Annotated in this window: 20 protein-coding genes and 1 tRNA gene; 3 read left to right on the plus strand and 18 right to left on the minus strand. The window is 42.8% G+C overall.

Features of this window, described 5'->3' with window-relative positions:
• Window positions 1-19: 19 nt before the first annotated feature.
• Window positions 20-490 carry a methylglyoxal synthase gene (locus WKT17_RS00990; RefSeq protein ID WP_173749958.1) on the minus strand — a complete coding sequence of 157 codons (471 nt, stop codon included), beginning with the start codon at window positions 488-490 and terminating at the stop codon, window positions 20-22.
• A 187-nt stretch (window positions 491-677) separates the two neighbouring features.
• Between WKT17_RS00990 and WKT17_RS00995 the strand changes: the two genes are divergently transcribed.
• The 3 genes from WKT17_RS00995 to WKT17_RS01005 all read left to right on the plus strand — a co-directional run bounded on the left by WKT17_RS00995 (window position 678) and on the right by WKT17_RS01005 (window position 3,220).
• On the plus strand, window positions 678-1,613 hold the full coding sequence (locus tag WKT17_RS00995; RefSeq protein ID WP_173749938.1) for a diacylglycerol/lipid kinase family protein: 936 nt from the start codon (window positions 678-680) through the stop codon (window positions 1,611-1,613).
• Between the two features lie 16 nt (window positions 1,614-1,629).
• Window positions 1,630-2,469: a glycerophosphodiester phosphodiesterase family protein gene (locus tag WKT17_RS01000; protein ID WP_173749939.1), complete on the plus strand. Its 840-nt coding sequence runs from the start codon at window positions 1,630-1,632 to the stop codon at window positions 2,467-2,469.
• 106 nt (window positions 2,470-2,575) lie between these two features.
• Window positions 2,576-3,220, plus strand: coding sequence for a phosphatase PAP2 family protein (locus WKT17_RS01005; protein ID WP_226853700.1), 645 nt, complete (start codon window positions 2,576-2,578; stop codon window positions 3,218-3,220).
• A 48-nt stretch (window positions 3,221-3,268) separates the two neighbouring features.
• Here the strand turns inward: WKT17_RS01005 and WKT17_RS01010 are convergent, their stop codons facing one another.
• The 17 genes from WKT17_RS01010 to WKT17_RS01090 form a co-directional block, all read right to left on the minus strand.
• Window positions 3,269-4,285, minus strand: a complete 1,017-nt coding sequence (locus WKT17_RS01010; RefSeq protein WP_173749940.1) for a glycosyltransferase family 2 protein — start codon at window positions 4,283-4,285, stop codon at window positions 3,269-3,271.
• Complete coding sequence (gene mutY, locus WKT17_RS01015) at window positions 4,286-5,338, minus strand: A/G-specific adenine glycosylase (RefSeq protein WP_294542629.1); 1,053 nt, start codon at window positions 5,336-5,338, stop codon at window positions 4,286-4,288.
• Window positions 5,332-6,051 carry a DNA/RNA nuclease SfsA gene (sfsA, locus tag WKT17_RS01020; RefSeq protein ID WP_294542631.1) on the minus strand — a complete coding sequence of 240 codons (720 nt, stop codon included), beginning with the start codon at window positions 6,049-6,051 and terminating at the stop codon, window positions 5,332-5,334. Before sfsA ends, mutY begins: the two co-directional genes overlap by 7 nt.
• Window positions 6,052-6,063: 12 nt before the next feature.
• On the minus strand, window positions 6,064-6,888 hold the full coding sequence (locus tag WKT17_RS01025) for an HAD-IIA family hydrolase (RefSeq protein WP_173749943.1): 825 nt from the start codon (window positions 6,886-6,888) through the stop codon (window positions 6,064-6,066).
• A 35-nt stretch (window positions 6,889-6,923) separates the two neighbouring features.
• On the minus strand, window positions 6,924-7,292 hold the full coding sequence (locus WKT17_RS01030; protein WP_173749944.1) for a DUF1667 domain-containing protein: 369 nt from the start codon (window positions 7,290-7,292) through the stop codon (window positions 6,924-6,926).
• A gap of 2 nt (window positions 7,293-7,294) precedes the next feature.
• Window positions 7,295-8,575, minus strand: a complete 1,281-nt coding sequence (locus WKT17_RS01035) for an NAD(P)/FAD-dependent oxidoreductase (protein WP_294542633.1) — start codon at window positions 8,573-8,575, stop codon at window positions 7,295-7,297.
• A gap of 17 nt (window positions 8,576-8,592) precedes the next feature.
• Window positions 8,593-10,014 carry an NAD(P)/FAD-dependent oxidoreductase gene (locus tag WKT17_RS01040; protein ID WP_294542635.1) on the minus strand — a complete coding sequence of 474 codons (1,422 nt, stop codon included), beginning with the start codon at window positions 10,012-10,014 and terminating at the stop codon, window positions 8,593-8,595.
• A 114-nt stretch (window positions 10,015-10,128) separates the two neighbouring features.
• A complete protein-coding gene (locus WKT17_RS01045; RefSeq protein ID WP_173749947.1) occupies window positions 10,129-10,695 on the minus strand; it encodes a glycerol-3-phosphate responsive antiterminator in 567 nt (188 codons plus the stop codon).
• A gap of 170 nt (window positions 10,696-10,865) precedes the next feature.
• Window positions 10,866-12,302, minus strand: coding sequence for a L,D-transpeptidase family protein (locus tag WKT17_RS01050; protein WP_294542636.1), 1,437 nt, complete (start codon window positions 12,300-12,302; stop codon window positions 10,866-10,868).
• Window positions 12,303-12,592: 290 nt separating this feature from the next.
• A complete protein-coding gene (gene arfA / locus WKT17_RS01055) occupies window positions 12,593-14,107 on the minus strand; it encodes an arabinosylfuranosidase ArfA (RefSeq protein WP_294542638.1) in 1,515 nt (504 codons plus the stop codon).
• A 30-nt stretch (window positions 14,108-14,137) separates the two neighbouring features.
• Window positions 14,138-15,001, minus strand: coding sequence for a carbohydrate ABC transporter permease (locus WKT17_RS01060; protein ID WP_173749950.1), 864 nt, complete (start codon window positions 14,999-15,001; stop codon window positions 14,138-14,140).
• Window position 15,002: 1 nt separating this feature from the next.
• Window positions 15,003-15,896, minus strand: a complete 894-nt coding sequence (locus tag WKT17_RS01065) for a carbohydrate ABC transporter permease (RefSeq protein WP_173749951.1) — start codon at window positions 15,894-15,896, stop codon at window positions 15,003-15,005.
• Window positions 15,897-15,980: 84 nt separating this feature from the next.
• Window positions 15,981-17,330 (minus strand): ABC transporter substrate-binding protein, encoded by a 1,350-nt coding sequence (locus WKT17_RS01070; RefSeq protein WP_291682167.1) that lies wholly within the window; start codon window positions 17,328-17,330, stop codon window positions 15,981-15,983.
• A 66-nt stretch (window positions 17,331-17,396) separates the two neighbouring features.
• Window positions 17,397-19,379 (minus strand): glycoside hydrolase family 127 protein, encoded by a 1,983-nt coding sequence (locus tag WKT17_RS01075; protein ID WP_173749953.1) that lies wholly within the window; start codon window positions 19,377-19,379, stop codon window positions 17,397-17,399.
• Window positions 19,380-19,859: 480 nt separating this feature from the next.
• Window positions 19,860-20,912, minus strand: coding sequence for a LacI family DNA-binding transcriptional regulator (locus tag WKT17_RS01080; protein WP_291682165.1), 1,053 nt, complete (start codon window positions 20,910-20,912; stop codon window positions 19,860-19,862).
• Window positions 20,913-21,045: 133 nt separating this feature from the next.
• A complete protein-coding gene (locus WKT17_RS01085; protein WP_226853702.1) occupies window positions 21,046-22,059 on the minus strand; it encodes a GH25 family lysozyme in 1,014 nt (337 codons plus the stop codon).
• A gap of 209 nt (window positions 22,060-22,268) precedes the next feature.
• Window positions 22,269-22,339, minus strand: a tRNA-Trp gene (locus tag WKT17_RS01090).
• Window positions 22,340-22,356 lie beyond the last annotated feature (17 nt).

Raw genomic sequence — 22,356 nt, forward strand, 5'->3', positions numbered from 1 at the left:
GGATTTCTTCTGCTTGTCCTTACATAGACTCTGCTCTGTCCTGCACATTTTTATTAAAATTAATTACTTCATGGTCATATTCTGAATCCATATAAACAGATTTTATCATAAAGTCTGCCGTTGCCTTATTCACTGCCATAGGGATATCGTACACCTGTGCAATACGCATCAGTGCCTTTACATCCGGGTCATGAGGCTGCGCAGTCAGTGGGTCAGAGAAAAACACAACAAAATCAATGACACCTTCTACTATCTTTGCCCCAATCTGCTGGTCGCCGCCCAGAGGACCGCTGTTGTAGCCTTTAATACACAGTCCCGCTTTATCAGCAATCAATCTTGACGTAGTACCTGTACCGTAAAGATTGTGCTGTTTCAAAATATCATAATTATCTTTGCACCACTGAATCAGCTTTGGCTTTTCGTTATCGTGTGCAATCAGGGCAATATTTTTCTTTTTTCCAATGGTAAATGTTACATATTCGTTCTTCATATTCCAGCCTGCCTTTCCCAATGAAATTTTTTCTTTTATCATATCATTTTCTCCCTGTGACGGCAAGCAGTTTCCAGTCTAATTTTCCTGTTCTCTTCATAATTTTCTTGTCCTAATCCAACGAAACTGCTACAATAGAGTCGAAACAAAGAAAACAAATGACAAAGAAAAGCAGGTACAGAACATCATGTATTACTTTATTATAAATCCTCACTCCCGGTCCGGGCATGGTCTTGAGGTCTGGCAAAAAGCTGACGCCATACTACAGGAAAAGGGTGTGGAATATACAACTTATTTTACAGAATATACCGGACACGCAGACCGGATTGCAGCCCATATTGCAGAACAAAGCTCCGTTGGAGGAACTTCCTGCACCCTGTCCGTAGTCGGTGGAGACGGCACACTGAACGAAGTGATAAACGGACTGGTGAAAAAGGATTTTTCCCATATTACCCTGGGCTATATTCCTACTGGTTCCGGAAATGATTTTGCAAGAGGTCTTGGACTTCCCACCGAAGTTTCTGCCTGTATAGAGGCTATTCTTTCTCCGAAAGCGTGTACTTTGACAGACATTGGAATGGCAGTCTCCAAAGAAACTTCCCGTTATTTTCTTGTAAGCAGCGGCATTGGCTATGACGCAGATATCTGCCGCAAGGTCATGGTTTCTCCGTTAAAAAAAGCCATGAATAAACTGCATTTGGGAAAATTGACCTATGTGCTTATCGCTCTGAAACTTCTGATTCAATACCGTCCCTGTCCTGTTTCCATGCGTCTGGACAGAGACAAAGTCCTGCACTTTTCCCGTTTTTTCTTCATTGCAGGCATGAATACGAAATATGAGGGCGGCGGCGTAAAATTCTGTCCCGACGCTCAATTCAACGACAGAAAACTGGACATCTGTCTTGCCGGAGAACTTGGAAAATGCAAAATTCTGGCCTTGTTTCCCACCGCTTTTTTCGGCAAACACACCTGGTTTTCCGGCGTGAAAACCTACCGCTGCGACAGTCTGGAAATTCACAGCCGTGTTCCTCTTCCTGTCCACTGTGACGGAGAATCTATGGGAGAAACAGACCGCCTGCTGCTGCGTGTTTCCGGTAAACAGATACCTGTGCTTCTTCGCTAAACAAGGAGGGATACCTATGAAAATACTGTTACTTACTGTGTGTATTGCAGTTTTCCTTTTCTGCCTTTATTTTTACTGTATCATGCCCCGCTTTTCCAGGAAAAAAGAGGCTAAAAAATTTCTCCACTACCTGTTTGCACACCGAGGACTATTTACCCCTGACCAGTCCATTCCTGAAAATTCCATGGCCGCTTTTACCCATGCCATCCGGCATGGGTATGGTATCGAACTGGATATTCAACTGACAAAAGATAAGCAGGTAGTTGTGTTTCATGACCATACGCTGACCCGGATGTGCGGCATTGACCTTCCCGTCTGTGAGATGACCTACGAAGAACTGCAGAAATTTTCTCTCCTGCATACGGAAGAAAAAATTCCCCTTTTTGAGGATGTTTTAAAGCTGGTAAAGGGAAAAGTTCCCCTTCTGATAGAGATAAAACTGCCGACTATACGCACGGAAACCTGTGTGCTTGCAGACCGTCTTCTGCGGCAGTACAATGGAGATTACTGCATTGAGTCCTTCAATCCTCTGGCTCTCGGTTGGTACAAAAAACACCGAAAAGATGTCATCCGGGGACAGCTTTCAGCCAACCTGACCCGGCCGGTAGCCGAAGGCGGTTATATTCTCTGCTTCCTGGTAAAATATCTGCTTTTAAACTTTATCGGAAGACCGGATTTCATCGCCTATTGCTACAAAGATACCCAGAATGTCAGCTTCTTACTGAACAAATGTCTCTGGCATACGCCTACTTTTGCCTGGACAGTCCGCTCGGAACAAGTACTGAAAACTTCTGTGAAAAAGTTTGATTCTGTCATTTTCGACAGTTTTGTACCAACAAATGAATATAGTGTGTAATATTTATAAAACAACTATAAACTGCATTGTTATCGGATTTCCTCTGTGCTATAATGAGATTCATAAAAAGACGGTATTCTGAATACTGTGTGAGAGGTGTGAAACTTTGAAATTCCTGAAAAAATATCAACATACCTGGATAATTCCCATCTATGGAATTTTGTACATGCTGGCTTTCCAATATGTGGAGCAGCGCAAAGTACCGGTTACAATTATTCATATGAAGATAGATGACTATATCCCCTTCTGTGAATATTTCGTGGTTCCTTATTTTTTATGGTTCGGCTATATTGCATTGACGGTTTTTTATTTTGCTTTCATGAATCAAAATAAAAAAGAATACTGGCAGCTGATTCTTACACTGGGAATTGGTATGACACTTTTTATCGTAATTTCCATCCTATTTCCCAATGGACAGGATTTACGCCCCAACCTGACAGGCGACAGTATTTTTATTCAGATGGTACAGCACTTATATCGGCTGGATACGCCTACTAATATTCTGCCAAGTATTCATGTATTTAACACCGTAGCCTGCTGCGTAGCTATTTTCCGTCATTCGGAATTCCACAGTCATAAGGTTCTTCTGGCGGGAACGGGTATTCTGAGTGTTCTGATTATTCTTGCAACCGTATTTTTGAAACAGCATACCGTGTTGGATGTAGTTGCTGCATTTGCATTATATCTCTGCTGTTTTCAGCTTATCTATAAACCTAAAACCGTACAGGCTGAACAGCCTGCACGAGCATAAAAATTGAGCCTGGAAAGGTTTAAACTTCCTTTCCGGGCTCAATTTTTCTTAATTAAATCCATAAAACTTCTGCACAACTTTATATATGGACACAGACAAATCTCTTCCGCCTTTTCCCGGAAGATTCACGCCTCTTCCCAGAATACTCAGATACAGCTTCCGGTAAATCCCCGCGTCTGCATTTTTTAAATACCGCCACAGTTCTCTCTTCTTTGCCAGATTCTCCTCTGTCCCGGAACGAATCAGCATAATCGAAGACACTGCCATAATAATATCCAGATATCGAAGCATATAACTCCTCAGATTTTTATTGAGATTTTTCACTCCCGCAATGGTGTCAATCATCAGTTTGTTCACTCTTATCTGCTGGTCAATTCTGCGTATCATGATCTCTTCATTTACAGATTGATCATCTCTCCCGATAAAATAGCGATAAAAATTCACATTCATATAATACATAGTCTGCACATACGGAAGCGGCTGGTATACAAACAGATTATCCACATAAAAAGTATGCTTGGGAAGTTCCAAACCACAGTCTCTTAGCAAACCTGTCCTGTAAATAACCGAGTGCATCAGAATGTATTTTCCCAAAGGCATTCTGTTCATTTCCTTCCAGGTGAAAATTTTATTCTGAGGCATATAGGTTCTATATTTCATTACTTTCTTCCGCTTTGCCCCCTGCTTTTCATAGACAAAGTTACTTATCATCATATCCAGAGTCTGCGGACCTCCGGTAATCTCCAGAAGCTTGTCCAGAATAGCAAGATAGGCGTCCTTATTTACCCAGTCGTCACTGTCCACCACTTTAAAATACAAACCCGTAGCGTTCTTCAGCCCTGTGTTGACCGCCTCTCCGTGACCGCCGTTTTCCTGATGGATAGCTTTTACAATCTCCGGATATTTTGCCGCATATTCATCTGCTATCTTTGCTGTATCATCTTTCGAACCGTCGTCTACAATTAAAATTTCCACCAGATTCCCGCCTTCCAAAAGGGAATCCACACAGTTTTTCATATAGTCCTGTGAGTTGTAACACGGAACTGTAATTGATAATAATTTCACCTAAAAGTCCTCCTCGATAAACTTTCTGTACGCTGAAAAAGCGGAGGGAATGGGGTATTTTCCCCTGGATTCTTTCCTGTCCACAAATATCAGACTGCCCACTTTCTTTTCTTCCGTCGCTGCGACTTTAATAAAGTAGCCTTTCATTCTCCATTCTACATGGGAAAAAATATGCTTTGCCTCTCCTGCTTCCCGTATATGAAGAGGTATCAAATGCAGGCCTTTGACAAACGACAGAATCTCCTCTTCTGTCAGATATCCTTCCTTGTTGGGCAGCTCATAAAGCCCTGCCAGAAGCCCCTTTGGAGGACGTTTGGAAATGGCAAATTCCTGACCGTTCTGAATCACCAGAACCGTTCTTTCTTCTATTTTCCGCTGCTTTTTCGCTGCCTTTTTTGGATACTCCATTACCGTGCCATGTGCATAAGCCTGACATACCCGGGCTACCGGACAACACTGGCACTTTGCCATACCATTTGGTACGCAGACCGTAGCTCCCAGTTCCATTAAACTCTGATTGAAATCCCCCGGACAGTCCTTTGGCATAATTTCCAGAAGAGCCTCTTCCGTCTTTTTCTTCATAGACTGCTTCAGGATGTCCTCTGGATTTTCCGTAATTCTGGTGATTACCCGAAGTACATTTCCATCTACCGCAGGTCTTGGTATTCCGTAGGCAATAGACGCCACAGCGCCTGCCGTATAGCTGCCGATTCCCGGCAATTTCAGCAGCTTTTCATAATCTGCAGGAAGCCTTCCGTCATACTGTTCCATGACCTCTCTGGCTGCTTTCTGCATGTTTTTTACCCGGTTATAATATCCCAGACCTTCCCACAGCTTCAGCAGACGTTCTTCGGGACATTCTGCCAAATCCTTCACTTCGGGTAGGGCAAAAAGGAAACGTGCATAATACTCTTTTACCGCCTCTACCCTTGTCTGCTGCAGCATAATTTCCGATACCCAGACATGGTAAGGTGTGGGGTCTTCCCGCCATGGAAGACTCCTTTTATTCTCTCTATACCAGGCAAGCAGCGGTTCTCTAATCTGCTCTAACATTCTGTCTCCTGTTCTCTTATTTTTGTATTTCCGTTAAGATAAACCCTAACAGGTTTTGACAGATTTATCAAGTCTTTTCTCACATCACATGCATAGGCCAGAATGTGCACTCCCGCCTGCTGTGCTTCTCTTAATGCCGCTCCAAATTCCGGATGTGTTGCTTCATTTGGCTCAAAATACTTTACATTTGCCATCTGTACGACAAACATAATATATGCCTCATATCCATCTTCTATACACCGGCACAATTCTTTCACATGCTTAACGCCTCTTTCTGTTGGGGCATCTGGAAAACGTACCACACCGTCTTCCTCCAGCGTCACTCCTTTTACTTCCATAAAACACTTCCTGCCCTGGCTTTCGATATACAAATCAAATCTGGAATTGCCATAGGTGACTTCTCTTTTTACCCTTGCCTCTTTTCCGAAAAGATTCCCCTTCAAAAGCCATTCCTCTACGACTTTATTGGGTATCTGGGAGTCCATATTAATGAGTCTTTCTCCCTTTTTCACTGCTATTAAATCATACTGGGTCTTTCTGTTTGGATTGCCGCTCTTTTCCAAAAAAACAGGGGTGCCGGGAACTAATAATTCCCGGCACCTCCCTGTATTTTTCACATGACAGATTTCTACCTTTTCATCTATTTCCACATGGGCAATAAAACGGTTCGGACGCTTCAGAAAGATTCCTTCTCTGATATTTTCGTATTTCATGTTCGTCTCCTGTTAGTTGTCTTCTGTCAGCCCTTCATATACTTCTTTTACACTTGCAAAAATATAATCCGGCTTTACTTCGCTCTCTCGTATATCGCTAAGGGAAGCTTCACCGGACAACACGCAGATGGTATCCACTCCTGCCCGCTCTCCGGTCTTGATATCTGTGTACAGGCGGTCTCCTACAATCACTGTTTCCGCCTTGGTTTTATTCAGTTTTTTCAATACACAGTCTACCATAATCGGCTCTGGTTTGCCAATAAAAAATGGCTCTTTTCCCGTGGCGTTTTTCAGCATAATGCTCATAGAACCACAGTCAGGAATATATCCAAAGCTCACCGGACACACCAAATCCGGATTGGTTGCCAGATATGCCACATCTCTTCCCAGCATAATACAGGTATTCCGGATTTTCTCTGATGTATTTTCCGTATCAAAGCCCAAAAGCACCACTGTGGCCCGGTCATCCACCTCCGTTACTACCGAAATCCCGGCGCGGCGAAGTTCTTCCACTAAAGAGCGTGTACCCATGCAGTACACCCTCTGATTGGCATAGTTTTCCTGAAGATACATGGCAGTAGCCTGGCTGGAGGTATAAAAATTTTCATACGAAGCCTGAATTCCCATAGCCCTTACCTTTTCTATATAATCCTCCACCGATTTTGAAGAATTATTGGTAATAAACACATACTGTCCGCCTCTTTCCTCAATTTCCCGAAGCAAATCCAGCGTTCCCTCAAAAATCTCATTTTCATTATAAATCGTGCCATCCATATCCAACAGATACAGTGTTTTTTCCTTTAATCCTTCTGCATTTTTTCCCGTATAATCTACCATGTTCTCTCCTTTTCCAAACCTTTGCTGCACTTTTCCTATATTTTCACAGCCACATTTCTGGTAGCGACCACATCTGCTCCTGTGCCACATATATCTTTTAAAATCACATCTCCTATGGCAACCGGCGCTTTCACCGCAACTGTTTTTAATGCAGCCATGCATGCTCCTATTTTTTCTTTTGGAATATCTGAGGCTGTTTTTACGGAAACTACAGGTATATTTCCTCCAAGAACTTTCACACTGGAAGTCACAATACGAGTGGGGTTTGTCACCTCTTTTTCACCGTAGCTTTTTCCCTTCGGACAGGTGTTCCCCTCTACTTTTACCACTTTTCCCTGCTCCATGGTGACCGTCAGAGCACATCCCAAAGGACAGTTAATACAGATTAATTCTCTCGTCTCCATGTTTATGCCTCCTCCAATTTCATAATGATTTTATCCAATCCCGGCGCTGCTGTCAAATCCGATTTCTGTAAGGTAACCTGTTCCATTTCTCCCGGCGCCATTTTCTTTTTCTTCTTATGGAAAATTCGTTTGCTGCCGCAGTATACGCTGATATATCGGTCTTTATAGACAGCTCCCACCCGGAATCTCAGTGTCAGTTTTTCTTCCATATGCTCTGGACGAATCGTCTGCGGCACCGTATAGCGAATACCATTTTGAGGTTCTACTTCCAGTTCCCATGTCTCTTTTATCGCTTCTTCCTTCCAGTTGTGGATATACTCTGCGGCATGGCTACCTGCCCGTTTAGCTTCCTCGGAAACATAGTCCACCAGGTCGTGGACATGTAAGACATTTCCACATGCAAAAACTCCTTCCACACTGGTTTCCAGACTTTCATTTACCACTGCGCCAGAAGTGACACGAGACAGTTTTATCCCCATTTTAGCTGACAATTCGTTCTCCGGAATCAGGCCACAGGATAAAAGAAGGGTATCGCAGGAATAGAATTCTTCCGTTCCGGGAATGGGCTTTCTATTCTCATCTACCTCAGCCAGCGTCACTCCTGTCACCCGCTCTTTTCCCTGAATATCTACTACGGTATGGCTTAATTTCAATGGAATGTGAAAATCTTCCAGACACTGTACAATATTTCTCTGAAGACCGCCGGAATAAGGCATAAGTTCTGCCACAACTTTCACTTTTGCCCCTTCCAGGGTCATTCTTCTGGCCATAATGAGCCCAATATCACCAGATCCCAGAATCACCACTTCTCTGCCGGGCATATATCCTTCCATATTCACCAGCCTCTGTGCTGTGCCTGCGGTATAAATCCCTGCCGGACGGTATCCCGGAATATTCAGAGCCCCTCTTGGACGCTCTCTGCAGCCCATGGCCAGAATCACAGCTTTTGTTTTCAAAATCAGGAGTCCGTCCTTCCGGTTCATAGCTGTGACAGTTTTTTCTCCCCCGTCCTCGCTGATATCCAAGACCATGGTTTGCAGCTTGTAAGGCACCTCAAGCTCTGCCGCCCGGTCAATAAAACGCTGGGCATATTCCGGACCGGTAAGTTCTTCTTTAAAGGTATGCAGCCCAAAGCCATTGTGTATACACTGATTCAAAATGCCCCCCAGTTCCTGGTCCCTTTCCAGTATTAACAGGTTGGTAACGCCTTGCTCCTTTGCGGAAATTGCCGCTGCCAGTCCTGCGGGACCGCCTCCTATAATAATCAAATCATATCTGTCCATATCTCTTCTCTCTCCTCTCATACCTCTGTTAAAAGTCTGGATTTGCCGCCTGTTTTTGTAAGTTCCAAGGGGGATTTTTTCAGTTCTCTTGCCAGAATTTCCATAGTTCTTGGAGCACAGAAACCGGACTGACATCTTCCCATTCCGGCTCTTGTCCGCCGCTTAACACCATCTAAAGAGCGGGCACCCAAAGGTCTTCGGATTGCATTTACAATCTCTCCTTCCGTGACTGTTTCACACCTGCAGATGACGTTTCCATATGCCGGGTCTTCTTCTATGAGGCGGCGTATTTCCTCCGGTGACGCTTCCGACACGCAGGGAATATCCTTCCTGGTAGAAACAAAATCCGTTTTTTTCTCTGCGCCAAGCTGCTCTGAAATCTGTTTGGCAAGGTAAACGCCAATGGCCGGTGCACTGGAAAGTCCTGGGGATTCAATACCTGCGGCATTGTAAAAGCCTTTGGCATCCTCCGGTTCTCCCAGCACAAAATCTCCTCCTTTTTCTGTGGCGCGCAGCCCTGCAAAAGAGGTAATTACCATGGAAAGCGGTACATTTTCAGCGCTTTTTTTCGCCTGCTGGGACAGCTTGGCAATACCGGAAGCCGTAGTCTGAACCCCTTCTCTGTCTTCTATATCTTCTGCTGTAGGTCCTGCAAGAAGATTTCCGTGTACCGTAGGTGTAATCAGAACTCCCTTTCCCATAGCCGTAGGAAGCTGAAAAACTGTGTGGGAAACAAAGGTTCCGGCCTTCTTATCCATCAGGCAGTATTCTCCTTTTCTTGGGGTAATGGACAGTTTCCTTTTACTTACCATATTGTTGAATACGTCTGCATAAACCCCGGCTGCATTCACTACGCAGTGTGTTTCATAACTTCCTTTCTCTGTCTCAATACGATAACCTTCTGCTGTTTTTTCTATATTTTCTACACAAGTATCAAAGACAAATTCCACACCGTTCACATTGGCATTTTCCGCCAGGGCAATTGTCATTTTAAAGGGACATACAATGCCTCCTGTGGGGGCGTAAAGCATGGCTTTTACCTGGCGGGAAAGGTTTGGCTCCATCTCCCAAATCCTTTCTCCGGTAATAATTTCCAGCCCTTCTACCCCGTTTTTTTCACCTCTTTCTTTCAGTTCTTCCAGCTTTCCAATTCCCTCTTCTTCAAAGCAAAGCACCAGAGAACCATTCTGCTTATAAGGAAAATCCAGTTTTTCTGAAAGCTGCCGGATTCTTAAATTTCCCTCTACATTCATTCTTGCCTTCCAGGACCCCGGTTCTGCGTCAAAACCGGCATGAACAATGGCGCTATTTGCTTTTGAGGTGCCGCAGCACACATCTTCTTCCCTTTCCAGCACCAAGGTTTTCAGCTGATATGCTGACAGTTCTCTTGCCACCGCACTTCCGGTCACTCCTGCTCCAATTACTACAACATCATACATACTTAATCTCCTCCTCTTACCAAAAAGAGACAGCGCAAATGCTCATGAGTTTTCTCATAAGTCATCCGCTCTGTCTCCAATCTCCAGCGTAATTTTTAAATTTTATTTTCCTTTTTACATGAACCAGACGTCCTGTCTGGTGGTAGATATCGATACCGCGCCGGCATCTAACGCAGCCATAATATCTTCTTTATCTGCTATCAGTCCTCCTGCAATGACAGGCACTCTGCTTTCCCGGCAGATTCTGCGGATAATCTTCGGCATAACGCCGGGCAACACTTCAATCATGTCGGGACGCACACTTTCCGTCTGCTTTTGAATACTGTCAAACGCAATGGAATCAATGACAAAAAAGCGCATAATGGCAAACAGTCCTTCCTCCTTTGCTTCCCGTATGACTCCGGGTTTGGTAGAAATAATACCGTCTGCATGGGTAACGGATTTGATATACGTCACCGCAATTTCTTTACTGCTTAGTCCTGCAATCAGGTCAATATGAATGATTACCGTCTTACCTGCTGCTTTCAGCTTGCCTACAATTTTACCGATATTGCAGATGTCACCATACAGCACAAATACAATCTGGATATCGGAATGAAGACATTTTTTCAGACCTTCTTCATCTTTAATAGCGGCAATCACCGGACAATCTTCAAATTCTTCTATTCTTTTTCGATTCATCGCTTTTCCTTTCATGAGATCTCTGCCGTCTCTTCTATATACAAAAGACAAGACGATAAGACTGCCTGTACAGTCCTAACTCTTGTCTCTTTCTCTTTGTTTATTATACTACACAGCCATTTCTCTTGCAAGAAGTTTTCTGTGAGTTTTCCGTAAATTCCCGGTAAAATTCAGCGGTAAAAACACACAATAGGGCAGCCCGTTTCAATATTTTCATAGAAATTCCCGGCAAAAGAAACCGGCAGATTGATGCAGCCGTGAGAACCGCCGTACAGATAAATATCTCCTCCAAAATTCCAGCGCCAGTCAGCATCGTGAAGACCGATTCCTCCGTTAAAAGGCATCCAGTAAGACACCGGAGATTCATAATCATAGCTGCCATCCTCATTGGGTGCAGGTCTTAAAACTTGATTTCTCTGCTTGGCTTTCAGAGTGTATGTGCCTCCCGGTGTACGCCTTCCATAATTATAGTAGGTCCCTGATACAAAATCGCTGTCCATCAAAAGTGCGCCGTCCTTATAATACCACAAATGCTGGGCAGTAAGGTCCAGTTCCACATAAGTATCCCCTAAATCATTTTCCCCGTAAGCTGCTCCTCTTCTGGCATACACAGGCTCCCGTTCCACATTTGCATGAGCCTGAATATCTGCAAAAAGCTGCCGTCTCTCTCCCCTTGCATCAATCAAAAATCCGTAGTTGCCGCCTTCCACGGAAACCGGCTGTCCGGTGCTGGTACTGGTAATGGTTCTGGGTTTTCCTGCAGTGTTATATTTCTCCCCCAGAGCATTTACATACTCCCGGATATGTTCCTGCAGCACAGCTGTATTTTCCACATAATTGCCGTTTTCGTCATAAGTCATCCACTCCTTCACAGTCATGCCGTCCAGAATCTCCGTCTGCTCTCCGAAGGTATATTTCACGGTCACAGCAGCGCAGCTGTTCCATACCTCCTGCTGCTGTTTCAATGTCTCATTTTCCTTCGTCACTGCCGGAAGTTTATACACGCCGGATTCCTCAGCGGAAATCTCACTCTGACTTTTCCCCACAGCTTCTTTTGCCTTTTCCTGCAGCTTTTCCAGTTCTATAGCAGTTCCCAATTCTTCCTCTTTAATAACAAATTGGTTGTTTTTAAAGGCAATATAAGCGTCCTTTGGAGGCTTCATATTTGCTTCCTGTACACAGTCCATGGCGTTTATCTTTTCTTTCAAAAGGGATTCATCAAACGTAATATTTTCTCCGGCTGTATACTCTTTTGCATGAAAAAATCCGGTTATCCAGGCAAAGGGGTTTTGTTTTTTCAATGCTTTTTCTACCTCTTTATCCGGCACATAAGTATAGTCGATTTCCTTTCCGGAAAGGGACTCTTTTTTCCCCTCTTTCAGACTGATTTCCAGTGTATAATCCTCTACTTTTTCTTTTAATTTCTGCTCTGCCTCCTTTACCGTAAGGTTCGCGCAGGGTATATCATTGATTTGCGTTCCGTAAAAAAAGCGCTCTCTGTAATAAAAAGCACCTGCTCCATAGAAAATGCCTGCAGTAAGAAGCGCAATTCCACCTCCCAAAGCCGCTTTCTTCCAAAAGTCCGGTTTCCCCTCTTTCTTTTTCATTCTTGTTTCTCCATTCTCTTTTCGTTCTTTCTGTTATGCCAACTCTTAGTCTATGTATCCGATTTTATTTTTATGAAAAATTTTTATTTCAGGCGTAATTTTTTGCCTCTTTCATTCGGATATATAAAGGAAGAGAAGATTTTATTTTATCTTCCCTTTACCCTTTAATGCGGACCAGGACCGTGACATCCTGGTCCTTTTTTCTGCAAAATAATATCATTATTTTCCATAATTTTTCAAAAAATGTCAAGATTTCTAACAGAAAAAAATCTATGAGAACAGATGAACTTTTATTTACCCAGACGAATCACATTCCAAGAGGCTTTTTTCAACAAACTGGTTGCCACGCCCTCATCCAGTTTGCTTCTGTCATCTGCGTTCACCGGATAAACCTTTTCTCCTATCAGGCTGTTTGTAGCCTTCAGGTCTTCGTTTTCCAAAACAATATGTTCCAACAGACGATAGCCCTCAAAGCTTCTGACATCTGTGGTTAATTCCACATCTTCTTCTAAGTTACGATTCACTGCAAAAATTGTAACTTCATCTTTTTCTTCATTATATACTGCAATAGATTCCACGTCTGTGATTTCATCATGCTTTGCTGTAGCATGCTTGGTACCTGAAATTACCGGCTGCAGCGCAATACCCCTTCCGTATTTGGAGGCATGCATGAACGGATAGAAAATCGTCTGCTTCCATGCACCGCCTGCTGCATCTGTCATAATCGGTGCGATAACATTTACAAGCTGCGCCAGGCAGGCCATCTTCACACGGTCTGCATGTTTCATCAGTGTAATCAGCATCAGACCTACCAGCAATGCATCTTCAAAGTTGTAAATATCTTCCAGCATTGGCGGCGCTACCTGCCATGGATGGTTTTCTGTAATATCATCGTCAGCCGCATTGGAATGGAACCATACATTCCACTCATCAAAACTTAAGTTCATAGTCTTTTTGCTGCGTTTTTTCGCTTTTACATAATCACAGGTTGCGATAATGGTACGAATGAAATCGTCCATGTCATCTGACTGCGCCAGGAAATCATTGCTGTCGTTGTCCCTGTTTCCATAGTACTGATGCATAGAAATGTAATCCACATAATCATAAGTATGAGACAGTGTTACCGCTTCCCAATCCGGGAATGTGGGCATTTCACGGTTGGAGCTTCCGCAGGATACCAGTTCAATAGTGGGGTCAATCAGTCGCATGGCTTTGGCTGTTTCCTCTGCCAGACGTCCGTATTCCTCCATGGTTTTGTGTCCAATCTGCCATGGACCATCCATTTCATTTCCCAGGCACCACACTTTGATGTTGTGCGGTTCTTTTACCCCGTGTTTCCTACGCAAATCACTGTATTTTGTACCGGACGGGTGATTGCAGTATTCCAACAGGTTGCAGGCATCTGAAATTCCTCTGGTTCCCAGATTCACTGCCATCATCACCTCTGAATTTACCTGTTTTGCCCATTTGGAAAACTCGTTTAAACCAATTTCATTTTTCTCCAGACTTCTCCAGGCCAGTTCCAGACGGTGGGGTCTCTCCTCCACTGGCCCCACAGAATCTTCCCAATAGAAATTCGATACGAAGTTTCCGCCCGGATAGCGAATAATGGGCACATCCAGCTCTTTTACCAGTTCTACTACGTCTTTGCGGAAGCCATTTTCGTCCGCTGCCGGATGTCCCGGCTGGTAGATACCTTCGTATACTGCTCTTCCCAGATGTTCTATAAAAGAACCATAGATTCTTTTGTCAATTGGGGCAATCTGAAATTCTTTGTCTAACACCATTTTTGCTCTTCTGCTCATAATATAAACCTCCAAATTTTTGTAATACAATTATTCTTTTACAGCACCTGCTGTCATTCCTTCGATAAAATATCTCTGGAAACAGATAAATAAGATGAAAATAGGAATAATGGAGAATACCGAACCAACTACCAGCAGGCTGTAATTATCACCATAAGGATTGATTAAAGTATTCAGACCAATAGTCAGTGTATACTTCTCTGAAGAACGAATCACCAACAGCGGCCACAGATAATTATTCCATGCATTCATACCGTTTAAAATAGCCATAGCGGAAAATGCCGGTTTCATAATCGGTACAATCAGGCGGAAGAAAATTCCGTACTCTGTACAGCCGTCAATACGACCTGCTTCAATCAAAGATTTCGGCAGTCCCAAAAGATACTGTCTGAAGAAGAAAATCGTAGACGCATGAGCCAGAAACGGCACAACCACTGCAGCGTAATTATCCATCATCCCCCAGGAAGAAATCTGCTTGTAAAGAGGAAGCATAATAACTTCAAAAGGGATGGACAAAATAATCAGTACAATAACAAAAAAGAAATTTTTTCCTTTAAAATCGTATGCCGCAAACCCATAGGCCACAAAGGAACTTACCAACAGGGTCAGTACCACGGTTATCACCGTCAGCAGCAAACTGTTTCCAAACCAAATCCAGTAATCATGACTTCCGGTAAACAGAAGCACATAGTTATCCAACGTCATATTCGCCACGTCCAGATTCAGGTTCAAACCATACTGAAGAAGGTGATTTCCCGGTTTGAAGCTTGCCAATACAATAGCATAAACCGGTATAATAATTAAAATTGCAAGAATAGAAAAGAAGATGACCATACCTATGGTAGCCATTTTGTTTTTTCTCTTCTGGCTTTTTCCTATTGCTTCTGCTGCCATACTATCTCTCCTCCTTCTTGAATGTACCAGTTGCGATTAACTGAATCATATTGATAACCATAACGACTAAAAGTAATACCAGACCAACGGCACATGCATAACCCATGGCACGTTTTTCAATCCCCTGTCTGTACAGGTATCCTACAATGGTCAAACCAATATTCTGCGGGGAATTGTTTCCTTTCCACAGCATGAAGGATTCCAGAAACATGGATAAACCTGCATAAATACTAATAGTCAGCACATAAACAGTCGTAGGTTTTACCAGGGGAAAAGAAATTTTAATAAACTGCTGCCACTTGGAAGCGCCGTCAATAGAAGCTGCCTCGTAAATATCCGTTGGAATACTCTGCAGTCCTGCCAGGAAATACAAAATATTTACACCTGTCCATCTCCAACATGCTACAATCAAAAGTGCAAAATATCCTGTCCATTCTCCCTTTAACCACTTAATCGGAGATTTACCAAGAAGCTCCATAATCTGGTTTGCCAAAGAGGTATCCATTTCGCCAAACATCAGACGGAAAATCGTACCAGCTACAACCACAGAAGTCAGAGCCGGAAGAAAATATACGGATTTAAAGAATCCCTGTCCTTTCATCAGCTTACTGTTTAACATGCTGGCAAACAGCAAGGGAAACGGTATCAGCAGAATCAACGTACCAATCATATATTTGAGGCTGTTGTAAACCGCTTTAAAAAACATTTTATCAGTCAAAAGGCGGGAATAGTTATCAAATCCAACCCATTTGTCCTTTAACACATCCTGAAAGCTGAGCAGCACACCATTTCCTATGGGGAACAGCCAGAACAGAAGAATGGTAAGTACAAAGGGAAGAATAAATACATAAGGAGCAGCCTTTTGTGAGTATAAGAATTTCTTTACTTTATTCATGGTATCCATAACTCCTTTCACTTGCTTTGGAAAGCAACCGGGGGCAGTCGCTTCTTACAACAGCCCCCGGTTGATATATGCTGATTATTCAGCAAATTCATTTTCCAATGTGTCCTGTGCAGAATCAAGTGCTTCTTTTACATCTACATCAGATTCAAAAATATCATTCAGAGTCTGTGTTGTGAATACGTTATTAATAGAAGGCATCTTTTCATCTGTGTAGCAGTCTAACAGTCCAATGCTGTCCTGTACTTCCAGAAGCGCGTTAAATGGTTTTGTGTTGAAATACTGTACAAACTGGTTGTCCGGATTTTCTGTCAGGGCTGTGTCTGTCCATACCTCTGTGTTTACAGGGTCAAATCCCAATACATTGTAGATTTCATGGCTTGCTTCATCAGACAATTTAATGTAAGCGAATACTTCTGCCGCAAGGTCTGCGTGTTCGCCGGAAGCTACAACCGCTGTACCGGTACCGCCGCCGCCAATCGTTTTTACTGCGTCATTGTCTCCCCATACCGGAGGAACTGCAATGGCCACTTTCCCTTTCAAATCTGTCATGTAGCTTGTGTAACGGCTTGTCTGCCAGAATGGCATAATGGCTGCTGCCACATCGCCGCTGTTGTACAGAGGATATGCTTCTTCGTTATCCGGCTGTCCCCCTGCGATAGTATCAAGAGCCCCTGCTGTCTGCATATCTTTTAAATACTGCAGACATTCTGCCATGGTGTCATTATTTACGTCCAGGGAACCGTCCTCTTTTAAATAGCTGCCGCCTTTTTGAGCCAGCATCAGGTTTAAAGTCCACTGTGCGGTTGTCTCTGCCGCTGCAAAGGTTTTTCCTGTAGCTTCTTTGTATTTGATACCTGCATTTTTAAAATCTTCCCAGGTTTTGATAGCTGTATAGTCAATACCTGCTGCTTCCAGTTCTTCTGTATTGTAGAAAGCAACCGTAGTACCAACATGTGTTGGGAAACCATAATATTTGCCGTCTTTTGCATATAAATCAAGTCTGGATTCCACTACCTTATCTTTGTATGGTTCAATGGCATCTGTCAAATCCATCAGTCCGATTTGTCCTGTAGTAAAGGCCGGGAACTTACCAAGCTCAATATCTACAACATCCGGTGCACCTTCTCCGGATTCCAGTGCCAGAGATAATTTGTTATGCATGTCGTCATAAGCCATATTGGAAAGTACCAGTTTTACTTTCTTATCCGGGTTCTCTTCATTCCACTTTTCTGCCATTTCCGTGTAGAAATCCTGATGATTTTCAATGAAGGTCCACACATTTAAGGTCGTAACATTATCGCCCTCTACCTCCATCTCTCTTTTTCCGGTTTCCTTTTTGTCTCCATCAGATTTTCCTCCGCAGCCTGCTAACATACTTCCTGCCATTGCTGCACATAATACTGCTGCCAACACTTTTTTCTTCATAACCAGTGTCCTCCCTTATTCCTTTTTTATCACTATCAGAAACCCTCTGTTTCTGTATGATACACCTTAATTTTTTATCAGTTCTTTTATCCAGACCGCCATTTCTCCTGTCTTTCGATTTCCCCAGTTACAATAGGGAACCGCTTTCCATACTGTATCTTCAAATACTGGTTTCCGTTCGCCGTAAAGACTGCCGTCCTCCCAGCCTTTCATGGAAATACACTTTCCTTTGAGTTTTACACTCACAATACCGCCCAAGAGATTCGGTTCATAAACTTCTTCCGGCTCGGTCTGTGTATCTATGTAACCGGAGGAGAGATTGCTTCCATTGTCCGCTTCTTCCAGACAATAAACCAACGGTCCTCTCATAACCGCTACCCGTCCTTCATCTGCTCTTACCTTTGGATTTGCCCGTACAAAGCGTGCTTTCATTTCAAATTTTAAAGTGATTTCTTCCCGATTTCCCAGGTTTTCCAAAAGCAGATATCCTTTTTGTATAACGGGATTTTCCAGCTTCTCTCCATTTCTGTATATCCGGAATTTTTTCATGTATCCCGGAATCCTGAGGGCTATTTTCCCGCCAATCCTGTTCTCGGTCTTTTCTTCCGCAGTGTTCATTCTCTCTGCCAGGATTTTTACAGTTCCGTCTGTAAGATAATGACTGTCCATCTTGACCTTGTAGAGCCTTCCTTTCATTTTGACTTCAGTCTCATTAGAAACATAAAGATGGATGTAAAGAGCTTCTTCATCTTTTCCATACACGTACTGTCCCAACGAAGCCAGGGTTCTTGCAATATTAGGTGGACAACAGGCCACTCCAAACCATTTCTGCCTGACCGGTTTTACATGTTCCAAAGAGGTCCTCTCCAGACAGTTATCCGGCCATACTTCCAAAGGATTTACATAAAAGAAACTTTTTCCGTCCATGGCGATTCCTGCCAATACAGTGTTGTAAAGTGCCTGTTCCACAATGTCTGCATAAGAAGCATCTCTTGTCATATCTCCCATGCGTTTCCCAAACATAGCCAATCCAATGGAAGCACAGGATTCGGAATAATTTCTGTCATTTGGTAAATCATAGTCTGTCGTAAATCTTTCCAGCAAACCAGAAGAACCAATCCCTCCGGTAATATACATTCGCTTTTGCACCATGTTGTTCCAAAGAGTTTCACAGGCTTTTTCCAGTTCCTTGTCCTGGTATTCGTATGCCAAATCAGCCATGGCGCTGTACAGATAAACAGCTCTTACTGCGTGTCCCTCTGCTGTTTTCTGTTCTCTTACCGGAAGATGTGACTGGGAGTATTCCGGCTGGTATCCTGCAAATTCCGGAAAAATCTGTTTGTATTTCTCCCCTCTCTCTTCCTCTTCAAAGTAATTCCCGCCCTGTCCTCTGGCATCTATGAAAAACTTTGCTGTATCCAGATATTTCTTCTCTTTGGTTACCCGATAAAGCTTCACCAATGCCAATTCAACTTCCGGGTGTCCGGGATATCCATGGCACTGACCTTCCTTTGGTCCAAACTTTTCACAGATAACATCAGCAAATCTTGATACAATTTCAAGAAACTCTTTTTTCCCCGTTGCCTGATAATAAGCAACGGCCGCTTCTATCATGTGCCCTGCCGTGTAAAGTTCATGTCCTTCTTTCAGATTCGTCCACCTTCTGTCCGGTTCCTGAATCGTATAATAAGTATTGAGATAACCGTCTTCACACTGTGCTCTTCCAATCAAAGCAATGGTCTCATCCGCCAGTTTCTCCAGCTTTTCATCTCTTCCCGAAGAAGCCAGGGTAAAGGCAACTGCTTCCAGCCATTTTGCCACATCCGTATCCTGAAAAACCGCTCCCTGAAATTCTCCGTTTTCTTCTCCCGCTGCAATCTTAAAGTTCTTGATACAGTGGCTGGGTTGTGCACCTTCCACCCGGTCATTTAAAGTATCCCACTGATAGGGAAGAATTACGTCCTTCACCAGTCTGATATACTTATCCCAAAAGCTGTCTTGAATGTGAACCGCATGCAGCGGAATACTTTCTAACTTCACTCTTTCCATACACTTTCACCTGTCCGCCTTATTAAACGTTTAATACTTCAAACCCTCTTTTACCGATAATTTTCTTTTTTCTATCTATAATTTCTTCTCTATAGATATGTATTCATGGTTTTTAAGATTTATAAAACGTTTTATAAAAGGCTTTTATTAATTTTTCTTATTTATATCATACCCATACCCTAAAAATAAAGCTTGTATATTCACTATTTTAACGATTAATATTTATAATATCTCTTTTTTACTCTTTTTTTCTTTTTATATCTTTATTTTTCATATTTATCACAACTATATTAGATTATAAATCGTTTAACTATGTGCATTTTTACCAATGTCTTATTCTCCTGCTCCTTATTTTCCAAGGATTTTCATACTTTTCTTTTGTATAATTTAACTAAAAAACAGCTCTTCAAAACTTTTTTGATGTTTTGAAAAGCTGCAATTTTTCTTTTACTTGTACCCTCTCTTCTTAAACTTGTACCATTATTTTCCTGCCATTTTCAACTCCTGCACAGATTTCCTCACAAGTCTGTGACAAGGCATCTGATACACCAATTCTTCCTTCTGAGAGGAAATTTTGCCATCCAGCATCTCTATCATAACCTCTGCAGCCCGGTATCCAATATCATGCAGCGGCAATGTAATCGTTGTCAGAGGCGGCTTATAATAACTGGATAATTCTCTGTTGTCATACCCTACCACGGAAATTTCCTCCGGAATTTTCTTTTTCATTTCATCTGCCCAATCATATACGCCGCCTGCCATAATATCATTCATACAGAAAATGGCCGTAACCTTTCGCTCGAAAAGCACACCAGCCCCTTTATACCCGGTTTCCCGATTCCAATCACCATAATAGACAAGTTCCGGTTCATAAAGCAGACCATTGTCCCGCAATGCCTTCTGATATCCCACAAGCCGGGCCTGCATATGAAGACTATCGCTTTTTCCCGTAATGACACCAATACGCCTGTGCCCCTGTCCTATCAGATACTGCACAGCCTCATAAGCCCCATGTTCATCGTCTACAACTACAGAAGGCACTTTCCCACTCTGCGTGTATCCGTAAGCCATGACGGCCGGAATTGGCAGATTATCCGGAATACAATGCATAATTCTTTCATGAGCAGTCACATAGATAATCCCTTCCACCTGCTTTGCCATCAGCTTTCGGATTTCCTGTTTCACAAGACCATAATAATCTTCCTTGCTGTAATACACATCATTATATTTTTTAAATAATCGCATGTTCGTAAGCAGAATCTGATAATCGATTTCCTGACAATATTCTGTAATGCCGTCAATAATATCCGGAATACTGAAAATAGTCATATCCTCTGCAATGACACCGATGCTTCTTGTATTTTTCATTTTCAGATTTTTTGCCACATAATTTGGTGTATAATCCATTTTTTCCACAGTCTTCAATACCAGACTGCGGGTGGCCTCACTGGCTCCCGGCTTCCCGTTCAGAATATTGGAAACTGTGGCAATCGATACGTTACATGCTTTTGCTATTTCTTTTATAGTTGCCATATAAAATATTCTTCCCCTTTTTATTTTCGTCTTTACTTAAACGTTTTACTTTTCTCATAGTTCTATTAAACAACTACTTCTCTGCAGTTGTCAACCTTTTTCTAAAATTCCCGGCAGACTGCCGGGAATTGTCTCATTTTACTCTGATTTTCTGTCCTGTATAGATTTTATCGGGGTTTTTTATCCCGTTCATTTTCGCAAGCTGCTGATAAGTGGTACCGTACTTTACAGCAATTTTGGAAAGTGTATCACCTGATTTTACGACATAAGACTGTTCTGTATACTCCTGGTACAGTCCACGAATATCTCCATCATTGACCCAGCAGAGCTCTTTGTCTAAGAGATACGGATTCCTGACGCCGGACTGAATCTTCGTAATGACGCCGTGATTCTTTTCCATTTGGGATGCCGGGATTGCTTTGCTGTTTGGGTCTGTACTGGAAGCATAGCAGGTAGAGAACACCACATGCTCTCCTACTCTATGCTTAAATCCTGATACTAACGGTTTATTTATATTTCCCAGTCCAATATATTTATCCCAGGCTGCCGCATCTCCATAAAAAATAGAACAGTCCAGATTTCCTTCATGACCGTCAATGCGTCCCACAGACGTCCACTGCCACAAAGCCATCGTTTTCCAGTATTTTACTGATGGTGCCGGACCTGCTCCTGCCATATCCCAGTTGTAATCCGGTATGTTATCCCTGTATTTTGCGCACCAGAGACCATAATCTGCATTTGCTACCGCGGACCAGTCATAGCGGTTTACTACACTTTCGCTGGTATATAACATAGGTTTGCATCCATATGCCCTTTCTACAATCTGCAGCCATTTCAATGCCCATGCTACATTTGAGGTATCTTTGTCCTCCCAGTCCAGCACAGGGATGGCTTTGCCAATGTACCCTTTTGTATTTTCGATAAAAAACGCTGCCTCTGCTTCCGGGATGTTTCCATTTGCATTTCTCGCAAAATGGTATACACCCAATTTTTTTCCTTGTCTAAATGCCTTCTGAAATTCTCTGTCACAATAAGGATTTACATACGTACAGCCTTCCGTGGCCTTTACAATAAGCGCATCAAAATCTATATTTTCCTGCGCCATATTTCCCTGGTGAGATGCTGCATCAAGAACTCTTAAACTCATATCCTATCCTTTCTTCCGTCACTCATACCGACAGATACAAAAAAGAGAGCCCGTTCCAGCCCTCTTTGGTTCTATTTTCTAATATTTCATTTAAACTCGTTGCTGTTCCTCTCTCTGTTTATTTTACACATCTCTTCTCCTCAGGGTTCCTACAACATGTTATAACAATACATATACAAAAAAGCCTAGTAAATACTAGACTTTTAAAGCAGGGGATGAGGGATTCGAACCCCCATCGACGGTTTTGGAGACCGGTGCTCTACCATTGAACTAATCCCCTATATAAACTTTCTCAAT

The sequence above is a fragment of the Blautia sp. HCN-20427 genome (genome assembly GCF_037890365.1).
GTDB lineage: Bacteria > Bacillota > Clostridia > Lachnospirales > Lachnospiraceae > Blautia.